At 68.7% G+C, this 17,468-nt stretch carries 17 protein-coding genes; 10 read left to right on the top strand and 7 right to left on the bottom strand.

Going from position 1 to position 17,468, the window contains the following annotated elements:
- The 4 genes from WAS25_RS13400 to WAS25_RS13385 form a co-directional block, all read left to right on the top strand.
- The coding region (locus WAS25_RS13400; protein ID WP_422312931.1) for a hypothetical protein at positions 1–1,162 on the top strand (1,162 nt) is incomplete at its 5' end.
- 7 nt (positions 1,163–1,169) lie between these two features.
- Positions 1,170–1,739: a UbiX family flavin prenyltransferase gene (locus WAS25_RS13395; protein ID WP_422312929.1), complete on the top strand. Its 570-nt coding sequence runs from the start codon at positions 1,170–1,172 to the stop codon at positions 1,737–1,739.
- Positions 1,727–2,662: a carbohydrate kinase family protein gene (locus WAS25_RS13390; RefSeq protein ID WP_422312927.1), complete on the top strand. Its 936-nt coding sequence runs from the start codon at positions 1,727–1,729 to the stop codon at positions 2,660–2,662. The genes WAS25_RS13395 and WAS25_RS13390 overlap by 13 nt, the downstream gene beginning before the upstream one ends.
- A gap of 9 nt (positions 2,663–2,671) precedes the next feature.
- Complete coding sequence (locus tag WAS25_RS13385; protein WP_422312925.1) at positions 2,672–3,379, top strand: hypothetical protein; 708 nt, start codon at positions 2,672–2,674, stop codon at positions 3,377–3,379.
- A gap of 10 nt (positions 3,380–3,389) precedes the next feature.
- Here WAS25_RS13385 and WAS25_RS13380 read toward each other — a convergent pair whose 3' ends face one another.
- Genes WAS25_RS13380 through WAS25_RS13370 form a run of 3 tightly spaced genes read right to left on the bottom strand, consistent with a single transcriptional unit; the run spans position 3,390 to position 6,489 of the window.
- A complete protein-coding gene (locus WAS25_RS13380) occupies positions 3,390–4,319 on the bottom strand; it encodes a cell division protein FtsX (protein WP_422312923.1) in 930 nt (309 codons plus the stop codon).
- Positions 4,316–5,398, bottom strand: a complete 1,083-nt coding sequence (locus tag WAS25_RS13375; protein ID WP_422312921.1) for a hypothetical protein — start codon at positions 5,396–5,398, stop codon at positions 4,316–4,318. Before WAS25_RS13375 ends, WAS25_RS13380 begins: the two co-directional genes overlap by 4 nt.
- Before the next feature lie 8 nt (positions 5,399–5,406).
- Positions 5,407–6,489, bottom strand: a complete 1,083-nt coding sequence (locus WAS25_RS13370; protein WP_422312919.1) for a DUF4388 domain-containing protein — start codon at positions 6,487–6,489, stop codon at positions 5,407–5,409.
- Positions 6,490–6,603: 114 nt separating this feature from the next.
- Here WAS25_RS13370 and ribB point away from each other — a divergent pair, with 114 nt between their 5' ends.
- Genes ribB through trxA form a run of 3 tightly spaced genes read left to right on the top strand, consistent with a single transcriptional unit; the run spans position 6,604 to position 8,551 of the window.
- Positions 6,604–7,722 (top strand): 3,4-dihydroxy-2-butanone-4-phosphate synthase, encoded by a 1,119-nt coding sequence (gene ribB / locus WAS25_RS13365; protein ID WP_422312917.1) that lies wholly within the window; start codon positions 6,604–6,606, stop codon positions 7,720–7,722.
- Complete coding sequence (locus WAS25_RS13360; protein ID WP_422312915.1) at positions 7,719–8,213, top strand: Crp/Fnr family transcriptional regulator; 495 nt, start codon at positions 7,719–7,721, stop codon at positions 8,211–8,213. Before ribB ends, WAS25_RS13360 begins: the two co-directional genes overlap by 4 nt.
- 17 nt (positions 8,214–8,230) lie before the next feature.
- Complete coding sequence (trxA, locus tag WAS25_RS13355; protein WP_422312913.1) at positions 8,231–8,551, top strand: thioredoxin; 321 nt, start codon at positions 8,231–8,233, stop codon at positions 8,549–8,551.
- A gap of 47 nt (positions 8,552–8,598) precedes the next feature.
- Here trxA and WAS25_RS13350 read toward each other — a convergent pair whose 3' ends face one another.
- The 4 genes from WAS25_RS13350 to WAS25_RS13335 form a co-directional block, all read right to left on the bottom strand.
- The gene (locus WAS25_RS13350; RefSeq protein ID WP_422312911.1) at positions 8,599–9,489 is read right to left on the bottom strand and encodes a hypothetical protein; all 891 of its coding nucleotides are present in this window, start codon (positions 9,487–9,489) and stop codon (positions 8,599–8,601) included.
- An 87-nt stretch (positions 9,490–9,576) separates the two neighbouring features.
- Positions 9,577–10,410 carry a hypothetical protein gene (locus WAS25_RS13345; protein WP_422312909.1) on the bottom strand — a complete coding sequence of 278 codons (834 nt, stop codon included), beginning with the start codon at positions 10,408–10,410 and terminating at the stop codon, positions 9,577–9,579.
- Between the two features lie 127 nt (positions 10,411–10,537).
- Positions 10,538–11,449, bottom strand: a complete 912-nt coding sequence (locus WAS25_RS13340; protein WP_422312907.1) for a response regulator — start codon at positions 11,447–11,449, stop codon at positions 10,538–10,540.
- 23 nt (positions 11,450–11,472) lie between these two features.
- Complete coding sequence (locus tag WAS25_RS13335; protein ID WP_422312905.1) at positions 11,473–12,723, bottom strand: 3-deoxy-D-manno-octulosonic acid transferase; 1,251 nt, start codon at positions 12,721–12,723, stop codon at positions 11,473–11,475.
- 45 nt (positions 12,724–12,768) lie between these two features.
- Between WAS25_RS13335 and WAS25_RS13330 the strand changes: the two genes are divergently transcribed.
- The 3 genes from WAS25_RS13330 to WAS25_RS13320 all read left to right on the top strand — a co-directional run.
- Positions 12,769–13,785, top strand: a complete 1,017-nt coding sequence (locus tag WAS25_RS13330) for a CobW family GTP-binding protein (protein WP_422312903.1) — start codon at positions 12,769–12,771, stop codon at positions 13,783–13,785.
- 54 nt (positions 13,786–13,839) lie between these two features.
- Entirely contained in the window at positions 13,840–15,180 is a 1,341-nt protein-coding gene (locus tag WAS25_RS13325) for a response regulator (protein WP_422312901.1), read from the top strand.
- A gap of 57 nt (positions 15,181–15,237) precedes the next feature.
- Positions 15,238–17,468, top strand: a 2,231-nt coding sequence (locus WAS25_RS13320) for a Tex family protein (protein WP_422312899.1), incomplete at its 3' end; no start/stop codon positions are given.

The following is a 17,468-nucleotide window of genomic DNA, read 5'->3' as shown; positions in this document are numbered from 1 at the left end:
GGCCCGGCCGAGGGTCGCCACCGCGGCTCGCCCGGACGCCCCGCCGACCGCCCTCCCCGAGGCCGCCTGGGGTTACCTCCTGCCCGCCGGCCACGAAGGCGTGGAGCGCACCTTGGCGACGCTGCTGCGGGAGGGCTTCAAGGCCACGGCCCTCGCGGAACCCGCCCAGTTCCAGGACCGGAAGCTCGGCGCCGGCACCATCGTCCTCCGGAAGAGTGGCAATCCCCCCGGCCTGAAGGCCAGGCTGGAGGCCCTGGGGCAGCTCCATCGGCACCCGGTGCTCCCCACCGACACGGCCCAGATGACCTCGGGACCCGACCTCGGCTCGAACCGCGCCCTCATCCTGAAGGCACCCCGCATCGCCATCCTCATGGATCGGCCCACCGACCCCACCGCCTTCGGCGCCCTGGCCCACACCCTCACCGAGGCAGGCCTGCCCTTCGTCCAGCTCCGGGCGGAGCGCCTGGGTGCCACGTCGCTGGCGCGCTTCACGCACCTGGTGCTGGTGGACGACAGCCATGGGCAGGACAGCGCCCGGGGCAGGGCCTGGCAGCAGGTCCTCGGCGAGGGCGGCGCCGCCAAGCTGAAGGCCTGGATCGCGGAGGGCGGCACCCTGCTGGCCTTCCAGGGCGGCGCCGCCTACGCCTCCCGGGCGGGGCTCACCCCCACGGGCTACCACCTGCTGGCCAAGGCCGCCGAGGAGGCGCGGCTGAAGGAGAAGGATCCCAAGCGGGAGGCGCCGAAAGTCGATCCTGCCGAGGCGGTTCGCCCCTGGGACAAGCGGGAGGACCGGGCCCTGGAGGAGAGCATTCCCGGCTCCTTCCTGAAGGTCCGGGTGGACGGCTCGCATCCTCTCGCCTGGGGCTTGCACGCGGACCAGGGCGCGGCGGTGCTGGACACCGGCGATCCCATCCTCGAGCTGAGCGCGGGTGGGGAGAACCCCCTCCACTTCGCCAAGGAGGAGCTGAAGGTCTCCGGCCTCCTGCCCAAGGCCATGGAGGCGAAGCTGCACCAGACCGCCTGGGCCATCCGGGAGAAGTCCGGCCTGGGCGCCGTGATCCTGCTGGCGGGCGACCCGGTTTTCCGCGCCCAGACGCCGTTCACCCGACGCCTCCTCTTCAACGCCATCTTCTTCGGCGCCTACCGCCCGGTCATGGAGTAGCCCGTCTATGGGACTGCGCTTCACCCTCGCAATCACCGGAGCCTCGGGTTCCGCCTTCGGCGTGGCCGTCCTCCGGCGGCTCACCGCCAGCCCGGCGGTGGAGCACGTCGCCCTGCTGCTCTCGCCCACGGGGAAGCGCTGCCTCTTCGATGAGGTGGGCCTGACGCCGAAGGACCTCGCGGCCCTGCCCAAGGTGGGCCTGCGTGACGAGCGCGACCTGGGCGCCGACATCTCGTCGGGCTCGTACCGCCACCACGGCATGGCCATCGTGCCCTGCAGCGCGGGGGCCATGGGCCGCATCGCCGCAGGCGTGAGCGAGTCCCTGGTGAGCCGCGCGGCGGACGTCTGCCTCAAGGAGCGCCAGCCCCTGGTGCTCTGCCTGCGGGAAACGCCCCTGAACCGCATCCACCTGGAGAACATGCTGCGCATCCACGACGCGGGCGGCGTCGTCATGCCGATCATGCCCGGCTTCTACAGCGGGCCGACGTCGCTGGAGGACCTCTTCGACACCTTCGCCACCCGGGTGCTGGATCAGCTTGGGCTGTCCGAAGCGGATGCACGGCGATGGAAGGGCTGAGACTGTCTACTGAAGTGGTGGTCCTCGGCTGCGCCGGGGTGGACACGAACGTCTTCCTGCCGGGGCGGGAGGTGGACTGGAGCGTCGAGGCCAACTTCACCGATAACCTCGACACGCCGGGCCAGGCGGGCGTCTACGCCAGCCGGGGCTACGCGGCCCTGGGGCGGCGCGTGGCCTTCATCGGCAACCTGGGCGACGACGCCTGCGGGGCCTTGGTGCGCGAGGCCTTCGCCCGCGATGGCATCGATGTCCGCGGTGTGTTCACGGATCCCGCCGGCACCGCCCGCAGCGTCAACGTGATGTACCCCGACGGCCGCCGGAAGAACTTCTACGATGCCCGCGCCAACTCGGGGCTCCGCCCGGATCCAGCCCGCTGCCGCGAAGTCATGGCGGGTGCCAGGCTGGTGCATTCGCATCTGGCGGATTGGGCCCGCCACCTTCTCCCCATGGCCCGGGAGCTGGGCCTGGTGGTCGCCTGCGACCTGCAGGACGTGGTGGATCCGGGCGATCCCTACCGGCAGGACTTCATCCGCGAGGCCGACATCCTGTTCTTCTCCGCCGCCAACCATGCGGACCCGAGCCCCCTGATCCGGCGCTTCCTGCGGGACCGCCCCGAGCGCATCGTGATCTCCGGCATGGGCGCCAAGGGCTGCGCCCTGGGCACCCGGAAGGGCATCCGGTTCTTCCCCCCCGAGCCCTCGGCAATGCCCCTGGTGGACACCAACGGCGCCGGGGACTCCCTGGCCGTGGGCTTCCTCACCAGCTACGTGCTGGAGGGTCGCCCCCTGGCCGAGTCGATCCGCCGCGGTCAGCTGGCCGCGCGGCACTGCTGCAGCCTGCGTGGCACGTCCGAGGACCTCATCAGCGCCCGGGCCCTGGCTGAACTCACCCTGGAGCCTTCGCCGGAGCCAGAGGTGGGATAGCCTGGAGTCATGCGCGGTCGGGTGGTCCCCCAGTTCCTCGGTCTTCTGCTCCTGGCTTGTGGGCTATCAGCCCAGGAGCGGCTGCCCATGGACGCCCTGGCGCCGCAGCACCGGGCCGCGGTGCAGGACATCCTCGACCGGCTGGACTTCACCTTCCAGATCAAGACCCAGCCGCGGAAGGTGCGCCTGGCGACGGTGGAGAAGCTCTACGATCGCCCCCGGCTTTGCGCGGCCATGTGGCGCTACTGCCAGTTCGTGCCCACCTTCTACACGTTCGAGGTACCTCCGGCCTCCTTCACCGTCGATGACCTCAAGGGCCTGCACGGCACCATGACCCTCATCCACAAGCGGCCCGGCTACCGGATCTACATCGCGGACGGCCGGGTGGAGCGGGGCCGGATGGGGAATCCCCTGGCCGTGGGCGCGAAGATGGTCACCGCCTACCGCTACCACGAGGGGCCCAACGGCCTGGAAGGCCATCTCCAGACCTGGACGGCCCTGGACAGCGCCCTGCTGGGCTTCCTTAGCCGCCCCTTCCGGAGCTACATCCAGAAGCGCCAGGAAGAGTTCATCGCCTACATCTTCTTCAACATCGCCCAGGGCAGCGAGTTCGCGGAGAGCCACCCCCAGGAGTTCTGGGAGCCGCTGCAGCGCGACAGTGATCCGGTCGCCCTGGCGCAGTTCGAGGCCGCCTTCGGCCGGGGCCGGAAGCGCTGAAGAAGGCGGCCTAGTTCGCCCCTTCCATGAGGGCTTCCTCTTCCCGCTGGGCCTTGCGGGTGGCCCAGAAGGCCCAGAGGGCGCCCAGGGCGCCGGTGGCCGCCCCCACGAAGGCCAGCAGGAGCATGTTGCCCCAGGAGAAGAAGCCCAGGCGCGCCAGTTCCACCAGCAGGGGCGACAGGCCGCCCACGCCCCGCGACAGCGGCAGCCAGAGGCCGAACAGGCCCAGCAGGGCCAGCAGGCTCCCTACCAGGCCCAGGAAGGCGCCCTCCAGGAGCAGCGGCGTGCGGATGAAGCTCTCTGAGGCGCCGACCAGCCGCATGATCGAGATCTCCTCTTCGCGGGCGAGGATGCTCATGCGGATCACATTGCCCGTGGCGAAGCCCGCGGCCAGCAGCAGCACGACGCCCAGGGAGGCCAGGGCGGAGCGCAGCATGCGGGCCATGCGCTGGAGGTTCTCCAGCCGCTCCTGGTCCACCAGCACATCCCCCACGCCCGGCATGCCCCGCAGGCTCTCGCCCACCTCCACGGCCCTGCCGCCAGAGGCCAGGTCCTGGCGCAGGGTCAGCTCCAGGCTCTCGGGCAGGGCGTCCTGGCCCGCGCTCTCCAGCAGCAGACCCGCCTCGCGCGTCGCCGAGAGGAAGCGCTTCCGGTTCTCCTCGGCGGACATGCGGCGGACTTCCCGGAAGCGGGGATCGCGCTTCAGCCGGCCGGCGGTCTCGTCCAGGCTGCGGCCCTCGGCGGCGTAGGCCACCACCTTGGCCATGCCCTCGAGGCGCCCCACGAAGCGGTCCAGGCTCTCCACCAGCAGCAGACCGCCCCCGGCCAGCAGCAGGCCCGAGGCCAGGGTGAGGACCGCCAACACATATTGGCCGCGGTGGCGGAAGAGATCGCGGAGGACATCCTGGAGCAGCAGGCCCAGGAGGCGCAGTCCCGTCACGAGGCGTTCCCATCCACCGCCACCCCCTTGAAGAGGGAGCCGGTCGGCGTGACCGTGATGGCCTTGGCGGCCGTGCCCCCGGTGGGCGATTTCCAGATAAAGACCGTGCCGTACGAGGTAGCGCCGTTCCCCCGGAGGCCCACGAGCCAGTCCTTGGTGCGGGCATGCGCGATGACCCGCAGATCGGCCTGGGCCGTGGCATCACCGAGGGTCGCCGTGGGCGGCTGGTTGTAGGCCTGCCCGAACAGCCCCGTGGTGAAGACCAGGATCGGGGCCGTGGAAGCCCCGGCATCCGTGTTGTGGCGGGCCATGAACAGGTTGCCGGTGTTGTCCAGGGCAAGGGCGCCGTACTTCCCGAGGAGGGTCGAGCTGCCGATGAGGGTGTTGGCGTCAGCGAAGGCCGAGGCCGTGCCCTTGCGGAGGCGGGGGCCCGAGTAGGTCACCACCGTGCCGACGGTGCTGCCATCGAGCATGAAGGCATAGACCGAGCCCGACCCGGCGGCGACGCCGGTGCCGCCGCTGTCGCCGCTCATCTGCAGCGCCTGGAGGCCGATGGAGGCATCCTGGGCCTGGCTGCTGGCATTGGCCACGACCCAGATCTGCGTGCCGCTGCTGCTGTTCTCGGTGATGTAGAGGGTGTCGGTCGAAGGGTCCAGAGCGGCCTGCCCGAAGGTGGAGCCGGAGAGACGGCCGGTGTTGGAAAGGCTGAAGGAGACGACATCCAGGCTGCTCACCGTCCCACTCTGGGAGCGCAGGTTGCGCACGCGGACGATGTTCCCGGAGTCCGACACGAGGTAGAGGTAGGCATTGGTGGCATCCAGGCAGAGACCACCCCAGGCGAGGCTGCTGATCTTGCTGCTGAACACCGAGGAGGTGATCTGCTTGTTGGGCGCGACAGTCGCGGCGGTGCCGTCATAAACGGTTCCCAGGTCCGAGAAGACGAACACGGTCGACGTGGTGCTGTTGTAGACGTACATCGCCGCCCCGGTCGTGCCGCCGGTGGCGCCATCAGGCTCTTTGCACCCCGTGGCCAGCAGCAGAAGAGCGGCCGCGAGGCCAAGCAGGAAGCGCGAAGTCATCAGGAAGCCTATTTGGTTGAGAAGAGCGCCTTGAGGTGGGTGTTCAGGGTCCGGACCATGTCGGCGTCGCAGCCGGCATCCACCGCGCCGCGGCTGATGGCCAGCGCCAGCCCCTTCACGGCCTCAGGCCCATCGCCCGAGATGATCTGCTGCGTGGCCTTGGCCTGGAGACGATTCACCATCTCATGCTGGCCCTCAGGCAGGACCATCTTCGCGGCCTGGGCGATGCGCTGAGTGAAGTTCATCAGCTTGACCATGCGCTGCGGATCATCCATGGCCGGCGCGGGCTTGGGGGCCGCCACGGCCGGAGCCACGCCGGCCACGCCACCGCCCACCGTCTCGGGCAGGGGCTCGTCGTTCTCGGGAAAGCCCCGCATCTGGGAGACGGGAGGGGGCGCCTGGAGGCGCACGATGGCGGTCTCATCCTCCCGGGACTCGGGGGTGACCGGCCCGGAGGCCGGAGCAGTGCCCAGCAGGGTGGAGACGGGAATGAGCTCCTTGACCGGCTCAACCGCGGGAGCCTCCACTTTCGGCGGCTTGCCGGAGCGGAGCCCCTTCATCACCACATGCCCGGCCATCACCAGGCCGTAGAGATCCTTCGCGACGGTGAGCACGGGTTTCTGCGCCAGCTCCGCCAGCTCGGACACGGTGTAGTAGCCCGTGGCCAGGGCGAGGAGCCTGGCCTCGCGGGGATTCACGTCGTGGGGCGTTTCGCCCGGAAGGAGGGTGGAAGCCGGGTAGAGGTCCACCGAGGGCACCTTCTGGCTGATCACCCGCCACTCGTCCATCCGGCGGCCGAGCTCCATCAGGATGGAGGCATTGGGCTTGGTGATGGTGTTGGGCACGTCCGGCACCACTTCCTCGAAGCGGTACGTCCCCTCCAGCCACAGCGCCACTTCCATGAGGGCCTCGAAGCCTTCGCCGGCGTGGGTCACCGCATGGATGATGCGACCATCCTTCAGGTAGATGCGCGCCTTGGAAGCTTCCTGCTGCACGTGGAAGCATCCAGACTTCCCGCCCTGGCTCACGAGTTGGATGATGTCGGGCAGCGGCGCCTCGCGCATGGAGCCTTGGATCACACCCTGTGACATGGGCTGTTCCTCTCGTGAAGGTGAAGCGGATGCCCAACCATACCATAGGACTGCGCACCTACCGCCGGGTGCGCCCTTCCCCCGGAAGGGCTCATGAGCGATGCTGGGTGTCCTATGACCGTCCGCCCTGACTCCCCCTTCGCCTCCATCGAGGATGCCATCGAAGCCATCCGGCAAGGTCGGATGGTCGTGGTGGTGGACGACGAGGACCGGGAGAACGAGGGCGACCTCACCCTGGCTGCCGAGCACGTGAGCCCCGAGGCCATCGCCTTCATGGCCACCCACGGCCGCGGCCTGATCTGCGCGGCCCTGGAAGGCCCCGTGCTGGACCGGCTGCAGATCCCCCTCATGGTCCGGGACAACACCAGCCCTTTCGAGACGGCCTTCTGCGTGTCGGTGGAGGCCCGGGAGGGCACCACCACGGGCATCAGCGCCCAGGACCGCTCCCGCACCATCCAGGCCCTCATCGCCCCGGAGGCCAGGCCCCAGCACTTCGTGAAACCCGGCCACGTCTTCCCCCTGCGGGCCCGCCCCGGCGGCGTGCTCACCCGCACAGGCCAGACCGAGGCCAGCGTGGACCTGGCTCGCCTGGCGGGTCTGCATCCCAGCGGCGTCATCTGCGAGATCATGAAGGACGACGGCACCATGGCCCGGGTGCCCGACCTCGTGCCCTTCTGCCAGCAGCATGGGCTGTTGCTGGTGACGGTGGCGGACCTGGTGGCCTACCGGCTCCGGCAGGAGCCGCTGGTGAAGCCTCTCGAGATCCGGACCATGGCCAGCATCTGGGGCGAGCTCAAGGTCCACCGGTTCCAGAGCCTCCTGGACGGTGGCAGCCACCTGGCCTTCGTGCTCGGGGACCTGGCCGGTGGGGACCCCCCCCTGGTCCGTGTGCATGTGGAAACCCTGCCCGACGACCTCCATGGCTTCGAATCCGGGCTCTTCCAGAAGGCCATGGGCGTCCTTGCGAAGGAGGGTCGGGGTGCCCTCGTGTACCTGCGGCGCCACGCCCACACGCCCGGCGTGGCCGATGAAGGTCCGGTACAGGCCCAGGCCATGAGCGACCGGGACTTCGGCGTGGGCGCCCAGATTCTTAGACAACTCGGCATTGGGAAAATGCGCCTCCTCAGTCGGCATGAAACCAAGTACATTGGCCTCCGTGGCTTCGGCCTCGACCTCTGTGCCCACGTGCCACTGGAACCCACCGCGGCCCCCCCCTCCACGGATCAGCGTTGATCGATGCCGCTTTCCTGACCCAGTCGCCCCTGTTCAGGAACCTGGACGAGGCGGAGCGGGTGCAGATCCTGATCATCGGCCAGGTCCGTTCGGTCAAGGCGGGGGAAGTCCTGTTCCGGGAAGGGGATCCCGGCGACGGCCTCTTCGTCGTCATGAAAGGGTCGGTGCGGATCTCCAAGCAGAGTGCGACCGGGGAAGAAGCCCTGGCCGTGCTGGAGCCACCCGCCTTCTTCGGCGAGATGGCCCTCATCGACATGGCCGCCCGTGCGGCGGATGCCATCGCCAACGAGGACACGGACCTGTTCTTCATCCCCCTCCAGGAGCTCCGGTCCGTCATCGACGCCTACCACAAGCTGGCCCTCAAGATCCTCTACGCGCTCTGCGAAGTCCTTGCCCAGCGGCTGAGGGAGACCAACGAACGCTACATGAGCATCTTCACCATCGCCCAGTGGGGGGGCTCGAACCCCGACGCCCCCCTTCCCCTACCCTGAACTTGAAAGGAGTTCCCATGTCCGACCTCGTAGCCCACATCACCGACGCAGAGTTCCCCCAGGCCGTCGCGCAGGGCGTCACCCTCGTGGATTTCTGGGCCCCCTGGTGCGGCCCCTGCAAGATGATCGCCCCCGTCCTGGACGAGCTGGCCGCCGAGATGAAGGGCCAGGCCAAGTTCGTGAAGATGAACGTGGACGAGAACCCCCAGGTGGCCGGCCAGTTCGGCATCATGAGCATCCCCACGCTCATCGTCTTCAAGGACGGCAAGCCCGTGAACAAGCTCATCGGCGGGCAGCCCAAGCCCCAGCTGAAGGCCTTCGTGGAGGGGGCCTTCTAGGCCCATCCATTCGGACGGAATGGCGCCGGACCGGGTCCGGCGCTTTTTTATGTCTTCCGCCCCGACTTTAACGGAATCCCCATGCGCCGGAAGTCGTCCGCGACATCCACCATGCAGGAGGGGCAGATGCTGTGGCTGAACTTGGCCTCGGAGCGCTCATGGACGTAGGCCTCCACCTGCTGCCAGAAGCCCGCGTCATCCCGCACCCGCTTGCAGTGGGCGCAGATCGGAATGAGGCCGCGCAGGGTGCGGATGTTCGCCAGGGAGGCGCGCAGTTCCCGCACGAGCCGGGTCCGCTGCCGGAGGATGACCCGGTCCTTTTCCCGGAGCATTGACAGGGCGGAGATCAGGCGGTTGAGGTAGCGCCAGATCACGGTGCTGAGCAGGGTGCTGGAGAGGAGGATGAAGGCATTGCCCAGGATGAGCCCGGGCCCCACCCAGTGGGCCAGGGAGGCCAGGGCCAGGCCGACGCACAGGCACTGGGCGAGCCCGAACCGCCAGCCCGAGCGGAGCGCCACGCCCGCCACCACCTGGACCAGCACGAAGTTGACCAGCTGCACCTCACCTGGAAGCCAGGCCATGAGGAACACGTTGTTGCCAAGGGCGAAGCCCAGGAGCAGGAGCCCGAAGTTCTCGAGGCCGGCCATCCGCGGCACCATGCGATGGATCAGCACGCCAGCACCATAGAACAGCACCAGGGCCACCAGCGATTCCAGGGCGAGGGCGCGCCTCGGGTAGTCGGGCCGGGAATAGAGCAGCCGGAAGAGGGTCAGCAGGACGAAGTAGTGGCCCAGCCAGAGGCAGATGCTCCGATGCGCACGGATGGACTGGGCCTCCACGGTCTCGGCGGTCCGGCCCGATGCCGCGGAAGCGTCCTCGCCGGCGTGAGTCCCCCAGGGGGAATCCAGCGGGTGTTCAGAATCAGGCCGAGAATTCACAAGACCATCCTTGGAACACCTATCGGGGTTGCTCGCGGGTTCCTTGAATCTGCCGGCCCACCTCAGCTGGTGGGCGGGCGCCGGACCTCACTCCGTGGTTGTCCGAGGGTCCCCGCCCATCCCTCTCAGCCCGAACTCTCTGGCCACGTCCACCAGGCAGGAGGGACAGATGCCATGGCTGAACTGGGCCTCGGAGCGGTCGCGGACATAGGCCTCCACCTGCTGCCAGAAGCCCGCATCATCCCGGACCCGCTTGCAGTGGGAGCAGATGGGAATGAGGCCGTGCAGGGTGCGCACTTTGGCCAGGGAGGCCCGCAGGTCCCGGATGAGCCGCACCCTCTGGCGAAGCATGAGCCGATCCTTCTCCCGCAGCTGGGACAGGGCGTCCAGCAGGTGGTTCAGGTATTTCCAGATCATGGTGCTGAGCAGCAGGCTGGACAACAGCACGAAGAGGTTCCCCCCGAGGGCCTGGACGCCCACCCAGCGCCAGAGTGAGAACAGCGCCAGCCCCACGCAGAGCCACTGGGTGAGGGCGAACCGCCAAGTCGAGCGGAAGCCTACACCGGCCAACACCTGGATGAAGATGAAGTTCGCCACCTGGATCTCGGCGGGCACCCAGGCCGCCAGGAACACCGCATTGCCCAGGGCCACGCCTACCAGCAGCAGGCCGAAGTTCTCCAGGGCGCCCAGCCACCGGACCAGCGGGTGGATCAGCAGCCCTGCGCCGTAGAACAGCCCCATGGACACCAGCGAGTTCAGCAGAAGCGCCCGCCCGGTGGGGCCGGGAGGGTTCAGCAGCCAGCGGGACAGGGCCAGCAGGGCGTAGAAATGCCCCAGCCAGAGGCAGATGGTCCGGTGGGCCTGAAATGACTGGCCTTCCACGGCGCTCTGGGTCCGCCAGGTCCCTGCCACCGCAACCATCCGCCTGGCGGCCTCCTGGGCGGATCCCCTGGAGTGAGTTGCACCTGACCTGGCGTCCACAAGGGCCATCCTTCCCCCCTTCCGGAAAAGTCTATGGAAATCGCCGATACCGGTTCCACCTTAGGCCCTATTTCCGCCGGAGGACCAGGCGGATCTGGTTGCCCTTCTCGTTGAAGTGGACCTCGTCCATCACCAGCAGGATGAGCGGGAGGCCCCGCCCGCAGTGGGGCACCATGTCGGAATCCCCGGTCATGGGCGAGATGCGGCTGGCGTCAAAGCCCTTGCCCTCGTCGCTGATCTCGAGTTCGAAGCGCTCGGTGTCCATGGCCAGTCGCACCTCGATGAGGCGTCCAGCGTATTCCGGATCGGCCATCCGCTTCTCGCGGAGCAACACGTAGGGGTCCTCCGCCGCGAAGAGGTCCCCCTTGAGGCTCGACACCAGCTCAAGGTTGCCGTGCTCCAGCGAATTCACCAGTGCCTCGTGGAAAGCCATGGCGATGACGTCCAGGTTGCTCAGGGAGGCGAAGCCCATGGGCACCAGGCGGTCCGTCAGGTGGCGAACGAGGGTGGGCACGTCCAACTCGTCCGAGCGGAAGAGGAAGTGGCGGCGCTCGTTCACCAGACCGCGCAGGCCGTCATCCGCCAGCCGGAAGTCGCGGTGCAGGTCCACGAGATGGAAGACGCTCTGGACCATCTCCCGGATAGAGATGGGCTTCATAAACAGGTTAGCTGCGCCCATGCGCATGGCGCGGATGGCGTAGTCCACCGAGGCCTGGCCTGTCATGAGGACCACCGGCAGGCGTGGCTGCATCGCCTTGACCTTGTGGATGACGTCGAAGCCGTCCAGCCCCTCCATGTTGATGTCGGTGATGACAAGGTCGAACTGGGGCGCCGACGGATTCTGCATGAGTTCCAGGGCCTCGGCGGCGTTCGGATAGGCGTGCACCTCCATCCCGTAGTGGGCCAGGGCGGAGTGCACCATGTCCAGCACGGCCGGATCGTCGTCGATCAGCAGGATGTGCGCGGCCCTTCGGTTCATGACGGCTCCGTATGGGCGAGATTCTATCCAATCGGCGGCAGATGGGGCGTGATCAGGTCCCAGGTCCGAGCGAGCGCCCCGGTGAGCGACTCCGGGAGGGGACCCGCCGGCACCGGGCGGAGGGGAGAGCCAGCCAGCCCCACCATCACGGCGCGCTCAAGATCCTCCGCCTCGACCACCTGGAGGCGACCCGCTGCCCGCAGGGGCGGGACCAGGTCCGCGAAGTTGGCGAAGCCGGGGCCGATCAGGGTTGGCACGCCCGCCTGAATCGGTTCGAGCGGATTGTGCCCACCCGCATGGCGCCAGCCCCCGGCCACGAGCGCAAGGGTGCCCTCGCCGTAGGCTGCGGCGAGGTCGCCCAGCGTGTCGAGCAGCAGGATCCCCGTCTCGCGCCAGGAGCCTTCGTCCGGCCAGGCACCTGAAGCCCGGCGGAAGGGGAGCCCTCGCGCCGACAGCTCCGCCGCCACGGCATCAAAGCGCCGCGGCTGCCGGGGTGCCAGGATCAGCCGGAGGTTGGTGGCCTCTGCCCGGGCTGCGAACCAGGCGCCCAGGATCAGGTTTTCTTCCCCTTCCAGGGTGTTCCCGGCGACCAGCACCGGATCACCGGCCCAGGCAGCGCGCAGCGGCGCCCAGTGCTCCGGGAGAGGACGAGGCGGTGGCAGATCCGCCTTGAGGTTGCCCCCGAGCTCGACCCTGGGCGCGCCCAGGCGCCGGAAGGCCTCGGCACTGTCCGAATCCCGGGCCGCCACCAGCGTGAGCCGCCCGGCCGCCCGTCTCAGCCAGGGACCGCCGCGCTGGAGGGACTTGTCCGTAAGCCGGCCGTTCACCACGAGCCGGGGAATGCCGCGGGCCTGGAGCGCCTCGATCAGGCCGGGCCAGAGCTCGGTCTCCAGGGCGATGAAGACACCCGGCAGCCTGTGGAAGAACGACTCGAGACCAGCGGGGTCATCCAGTGGGAAGGCGCCACCGCTGATCTGCTCCGTGCCCGCATCCCAGGCGGACAGCCGCCGACGTAGGAGGTCGAGGCCGGCGGGCGTTCCGGTGGTGACGTGAACCCGGCGCCCCGCCGCCCGGAGCCGACCGATCAGCCCATCGGCCAGCAGCAGCTCCCCCACGCTCACCGCATGGAGCCAGATCCAGCCCTGCTCCCCGAACGCCGGTGCCTCCGCCCCCAGCCGGACCCGCCACCCTTCGGGCAAACCCCGAGCGCAGGCCCGGGCGATGGCGCCGACCAGGGAAACGGTCAGTCGGTAGCTGAGATCGAGGGTGTCCACGCTTCCACGCTCTCACATTTCTCCTGCGGGCGGCATCATGGATGGATGGACGGACGCGCCCCCCTGGACATCCTCATCGTCACCGGCCCCCTGGGCGCCGGGAAGACCACGGTCGTGAACCGCCTGCTGAAGGCGGAGGTCGCGGCGGGCCGGCGGGTGGCGGTGCTCATCAACGAGTTCGGCGCCATCAGTGTGGACGGCACCCTCGTGGATGCGGAGCGGCCCGAGCTGGCCGGGGTGGAGAACCTGGTGAATGGCTGCGTCTGCTGCAGCCTGCGCGATGACGTGGTGGCGACGCTCCGGGCCTGGTGCGACCAGCCTGAATTCCAGCGCCCCGAGCGCGTGGTGCTGGAGACCACCGGGCTGGCCGATCCCACGGACTTGCTGGACCTGGAGCATGAACCGGTCCTGGAGGGACGCCTGCGCCTGGCGGGCCTGCTCACGGTGATCTCCTGCCTCACGCCCGTCGATCACCTGAAGACGAAGCCCCTGCTCCACCGCCAGGCGGCCCTCGCCAGCCTCGTCCACCTCAGCAAGGCGGACCTGGATCCCTCGGCGGCCGTGGCCTGGGAGGGGGAGGTGCGCAGCGCCTTCCGCCACATCCCGCTGGTGGTCACGCGGCACGGCGTGGCTCCGGAGGGCAGCCCGGATCCCTGGCTGGGCGACCTACGCCCCCTGCCGGAAGGCTGGGCCGCCTCGGCTCCCACCAGCTTCTCGGAGGCCCGCGCCCTTACCTTGGCCTGGGACCATCCTGTGGACCCCGCCGCCCTGGAGGCCCTGCTGCTGGCCCCGCCCGTCCAGGGCGAGGTGCTCCGGGCCAAGGGCGTGTGCGCCTTCGCCGGCTGGGCCAGGCGCAACGACGGCAGCGACCGCTGGGCTTTTCAGCTGGCGGACGGCCGCCTGGAGATCTCGCCGCTACCCATGCCCGGAGACGGCTCGGCCGCGGCCTGCGTGGCGGTGGTCATCGGCACGGGCCTGGACGCATCGCAGTGGAAAAAAGCATTGCGGGGGCTCGAGGTGCCGCCGGAGGGCGCCCGGCGGCGAGTGCCCCTGAAGGGCTGACGCGCAATCTGGACGTTGCTACTGCTTTCCGCCGCCGGCCCCGATAGGTTCGGCATGCAGAAGCGGCTTGGCGCGAACAAGAACGACCTCTTTGACCGGGAGCCGGTCCAAACTGACGTCCAGCAGATCCTCGCCTACCTCGAGGAGCTCCAGCGGCTGCGAACCCTGGCCCATCTCCAGCTGCGCTCGGAACCGCCCATGTGCCTGGGAACCCGCATCGAGCTGGTGAATGACCAGGACCTCACCTTCTCGCTGAGCTTTCCGCACCAGGTGCCCCGGATAAAGTCGGGCGAGGTGGTGGAATTCCACTTCCCCCTCGGGGGCATGAGGTTCGAGGCCGACATCACCTACCTGGACCGCGGCCGCTACATGGAGAGCGTCTTCCGCCTCCCCCATGCCATCCGGTTCGCGGACCGGCGCGGGTCCCGCCGGACGCGCATCGGCTCCCGCGAGAACGCCAGCGTGGCCATCTTTGAAAGCCTGGTCGACGGGGTCGCGGCTTCCGGGCGCCTGCTGAACCTGAGCATGGAAGGCCTATGCATGCGCATGGAGCGCGCCCTCCACATCCAGGCCGGCAAGCGCGTCGCCCCGAGCCCGAGCCTCTTCACGGTGGGACAGCGGCTCCAGATCGTCCGGATCCTGAACCTGCCCCACCTGCCGGCCATCGAATGCTCTGGGGAGGTCCGGAGCTGCACCTCGAGCCAAGACGGTCCCGTCCGCATCGGCATCCACCTCGACAGCATGGAAAGCCGCGACAGCGCCAACCTCCACCGCCTCATGCTGCGGCGCCTGCCCACCTTCGGCCGGGCCTTTCCGGTGAAGCGGAGGCGCGGCGCCACTGAGGAAGGGACTCCCGGGGACGAGGAACTCGATGAGGGCGGCAGCACGGAGGACCCCTCCGCGCCAGAGTTTGAGGATCCCCTCGCCGGGCTTGTGATCGCGGATCCTGCCGACGATGAGCCGGAGGACGCAGGGCCGATCCCCGAGGATCGCCTCATTCGCCTGCGGAGGCGCAGCCGGCGCTTCCTCGTCATCATGGCGGACGACCTCGACCGGAGCATCTTCGTGGCCACCCTCCAGGTGGGCGGCTACACCTGCTTCTTCGAGGCCAGGAACCTCGTGCAGGGGCTGGAGCTGTCCAAGAAGGGGCAGGTCGACATGATCTTCCTCGACCATCAGATCGGGCCTCTCACGGGCCTGGAGGTGGCCCAACGCCTGCGGAAGATGGGGCGGCTGGACGGGGTGCCCATCTGCCTGTTCATGGACGGTCCGGATGTCCGCGCCCGGCTCTCGGCGAAGGCCGCCGGCGTCAACCACGTAGTGAGTCTCCCCGTGGACTTCGACGGTGAGCTGCGGGAACTGCTCGACCGCAGTTTTGGCCTCATCAAGCAGTAGACGCCGGTCCTTGGTATGATCGCAGTTCCCGTCGGGGAAGGATTGCAAGGAGCAGGTGTGGATCAGGTGCTGGACCTCATGGCCAAGGAGCTCAAGCTCCCCCGCGCTGGCGTAACGGCCATTGTGGCGCTGCTGGAGGAGGGCAATACCGTCCCCTTCATCGCCCGCTACCGGAAGGAGGCGACCGGCTCCCTCGATGAGGTGGCCATCCGTGCCGTGGAAGACCGCCACGCCTACTACAAGGACCTGCTGGACCGCCGGAAGACCGTGCTGAAGTCCATCGATGAGCAGGGCAAGCTCACGCCTGAGCTGAAGGCGAAGATCGAGACCACCTGGGTGAAGGCGGAGCTCGAGGACCTCTACCTGCCCTACAAGCCCAAGAAGCGCACCAAGGCCACCACGGCCCGGGAGCGCGGCCTGGAGCCCCTGCTGGACTCCCTGCTCGCCGATGACAGCGGCGCCGATCCCTTCATCATCGCCGAGCCCTTCATCAAGGATGAGGACGGCCTGCGGTCCCCCTCTGAGTGCCTGGAGGGCGCGGGCCACATCCTGGCCGAGCGTCTCACGGAGGATGCCGCCATCCGCGCCTGGCTGCGCCTGGAGTTCCACGAGCACGGCGTGCTGAAGTCCGAGCTCCGGGAAGAGCGCAAGGCCGATCAGGCCGCGTTGCGCTTCCGCCCCTACTTCGACTTCTCCGAGGCCATCCGCAAGATCCCCAGCCACCGCCTCCTGGCGCTACGCCGGGGCGAGAAGGAGGATGTCCTCACCGTGAAGCTGGTGGTGGAGCGCGAGAACTTGGTGAGCCAGCTGGTCACCAAGGTCCAGATCAACCCCGGAAGCGGCTATCGCCGCTTCCTCAACGAGGTGGCGGGCGACGCCTTCGACCGCCTGCTGGCCCCCGCCATCGAATCGGAAGTGCGCTACGAGGCCAAGAAGAAGGCCGATGGCGAGGCCATTAAGGTGTTCCAGACCAACCTGGACCACCTGCTGCTGGCCCCCCCCGCAGGCCAGCGCTGCACCCTCGGCGTGGACCCCGGCATCCGCACCGGCTGCAAGCTGGTGGTGATCAACCGCCTGGGCCAGCTGGTGCAGAACGAGGTGATCTATCCCCTGGAACCCAAGCGTGACCTGGACGGCAGCCGGGCCTTGCTGGAGAAGCTCTGCACGGAGAATCCCGTCGAGGCCATCGCCATCGGCAATGGCACCGGCGGTCGCGAGGTGGAGGCCTTCATCCGCGAGTGGCTGAAGGAGACGAATCGCACCGGGCTCATCTGCATCAGCGTGAGCGAGGCGGGCGCCTCGGTCTACTCCGCCAGCGACATCGCCCGGGAGGAGTTCCCCGAGCACGATGTCACTGTGCGCGGCGCCGTTAGCATCGCCCGGCGCTTCCAGGATCCCCTGGCCGAGCTGGTGAAGGTAGATCCCAAGAGCATCGGCGTAGGCCAGTACCAGCATGACGTGAACCAGACGGCCCTCAAGAAGGGCCTTGATGACGTGGTGGAGAGCTGCGTGAACCGCGTGGGCGTGGACCTCAACAGCGCCTCATACAAGCTGCTGGCCTACGTGGCGGGCATCGGCGAGGGCCTGGCCAAGGGCATCGTAGCCCACCGATTCGAGCACGGGGCCTTCAAGCGCCGGGAGCAGCTGATGGAAGTGGGCCGCTTCGGCGCCAAGGCCTTCCAGCAGGCCGCGGGCTTCCTCCGCATCCCCGATGGCGAGGATCCCCTGGACGCCTCCGCCGTGCACCCCGAGAGCTACCCCGTGGTGCAGCGCATCTGCCAGCTGGCGGGCAAGACCGTGCCCGAGCTCATCGGCAACGACGCCGTGCTGGACGCCCTGGATCCAAAGCTCCTCGTGGACGAGAAGTTCGGCGTGGAGACCGTGAAGGACATCCTCGCCGAGCTCAAGAAGCCCGGCCGCGACCCACGCCACCGCTTCGAGATCGTGCAGTTCCGCGAAGGTGTCAACAAGCCTAGCGACCTGGAGATCGGGATGGAGCTCCAGGGCATCGTCACGAACGTGACGGACTTCGGCGCCTTCGTGGACGTGGGCGTCCACCAGGACGGCCTGGTGCACCTCTCTGAGATCGCGCACCGCTACGTGAAGAACCCCGCCGTTGCCCTCAGCGTGGGCCAGGCGGTGCAGGTGAAGGTGCTGGCCGTGGACCTCGAGGCCAAGCGCATCGCGCTCTCCATCAAGGCCCTGCTGGCCGTACCCGAGGGCGCCGCTCCGGCCCAGCCGCGCCGCCGCCGTCCCAACCGCCCCGAGGGCCAGGCAGGGCGCCCAGC

The organism is Geothrix sp., from assembly GCF_049292215.1.
Taxonomy (GTDB): domain Bacteria; phylum Acidobacteriota; class Holophagae; order Holophagales; family Holophagaceae; genus Geothrix.
This window is presented reverse-complemented; position numbering and strand designations above follow the sequence as displayed.

Excerpts from the sequence above, each read along its gene's own strand:
- WAS25_RS13395 (WP_422312929.1), top strand. The coding sequence starts at position 1,170 with ATGGGACTGCGCTTCACCCTCGCAATCACCGGAGCCTCGGGTTCCGCC.
- WAS25_RS13390 (WP_422312927.1), top strand. The coding sequence starts at position 1,727 with ATGGAAGGGCTGAGACTGTCTACTGAAGTGGTGGTCCTCGGCTGCGCC.
- WAS25_RS13385 (WP_422312925.1), top strand. The coding sequence starts at position 2,672 with ATGCGCGGTCGGGTGGTCCCCCAGTTCCTCGGTCTTCTGCTCCTGGCT.
- WAS25_RS13375 (WP_422312921.1), bottom strand. The coding sequence starts at position 5,398 with ATGACTTCGCGCTTCCTGCTTGGCCTCGCGGCCGCTCTTCTGCTGCTG.
- WAS25_RS13370 (WP_422312919.1), bottom strand. The coding sequence starts at position 6,489 with ATGTCACAGGGTGTGATCCAAGGCTCCATGCGCGAGGCGCCGCTGCCC.
- ribB (WP_422312917.1), top strand. The coding sequence starts at position 6,604 with ATGACCGTCCGCCCTGACTCCCCCTTCGCCTCCATCGAGGATGCCATC.
- trxA (WP_422312913.1), top strand. The coding sequence starts at position 8,231 with ATGTCCGACCTCGTAGCCCACATCACCGACGCAGAGTTCCCCCAGGCC.
- WAS25_RS13345 (WP_422312909.1), bottom strand. The coding sequence starts at position 10,410 with ATGGTTGCGGTGGCAGGGACCTGGCGGACCCAGAGCGCCGTGGAAGGC.
- WAS25_RS13340 (WP_422312907.1), bottom strand. The coding sequence starts at position 11,449 with ATGAACCGAAGGGCCGCGCACATCCTGCTGATCGACGACGATCCGGCC.
- WAS25_RS13330 (WP_422312903.1), top strand. The coding sequence starts at position 12,769 with ATGGACGGACGCGCCCCCCTGGACATCCTCATCGTCACCGGCCCCCTG.
- WAS25_RS13325 (WP_422312901.1), top strand. The coding sequence starts at position 13,840 with ATGCAGAAGCGGCTTGGCGCGAACAAGAACGACCTCTTTGACCGGGAG.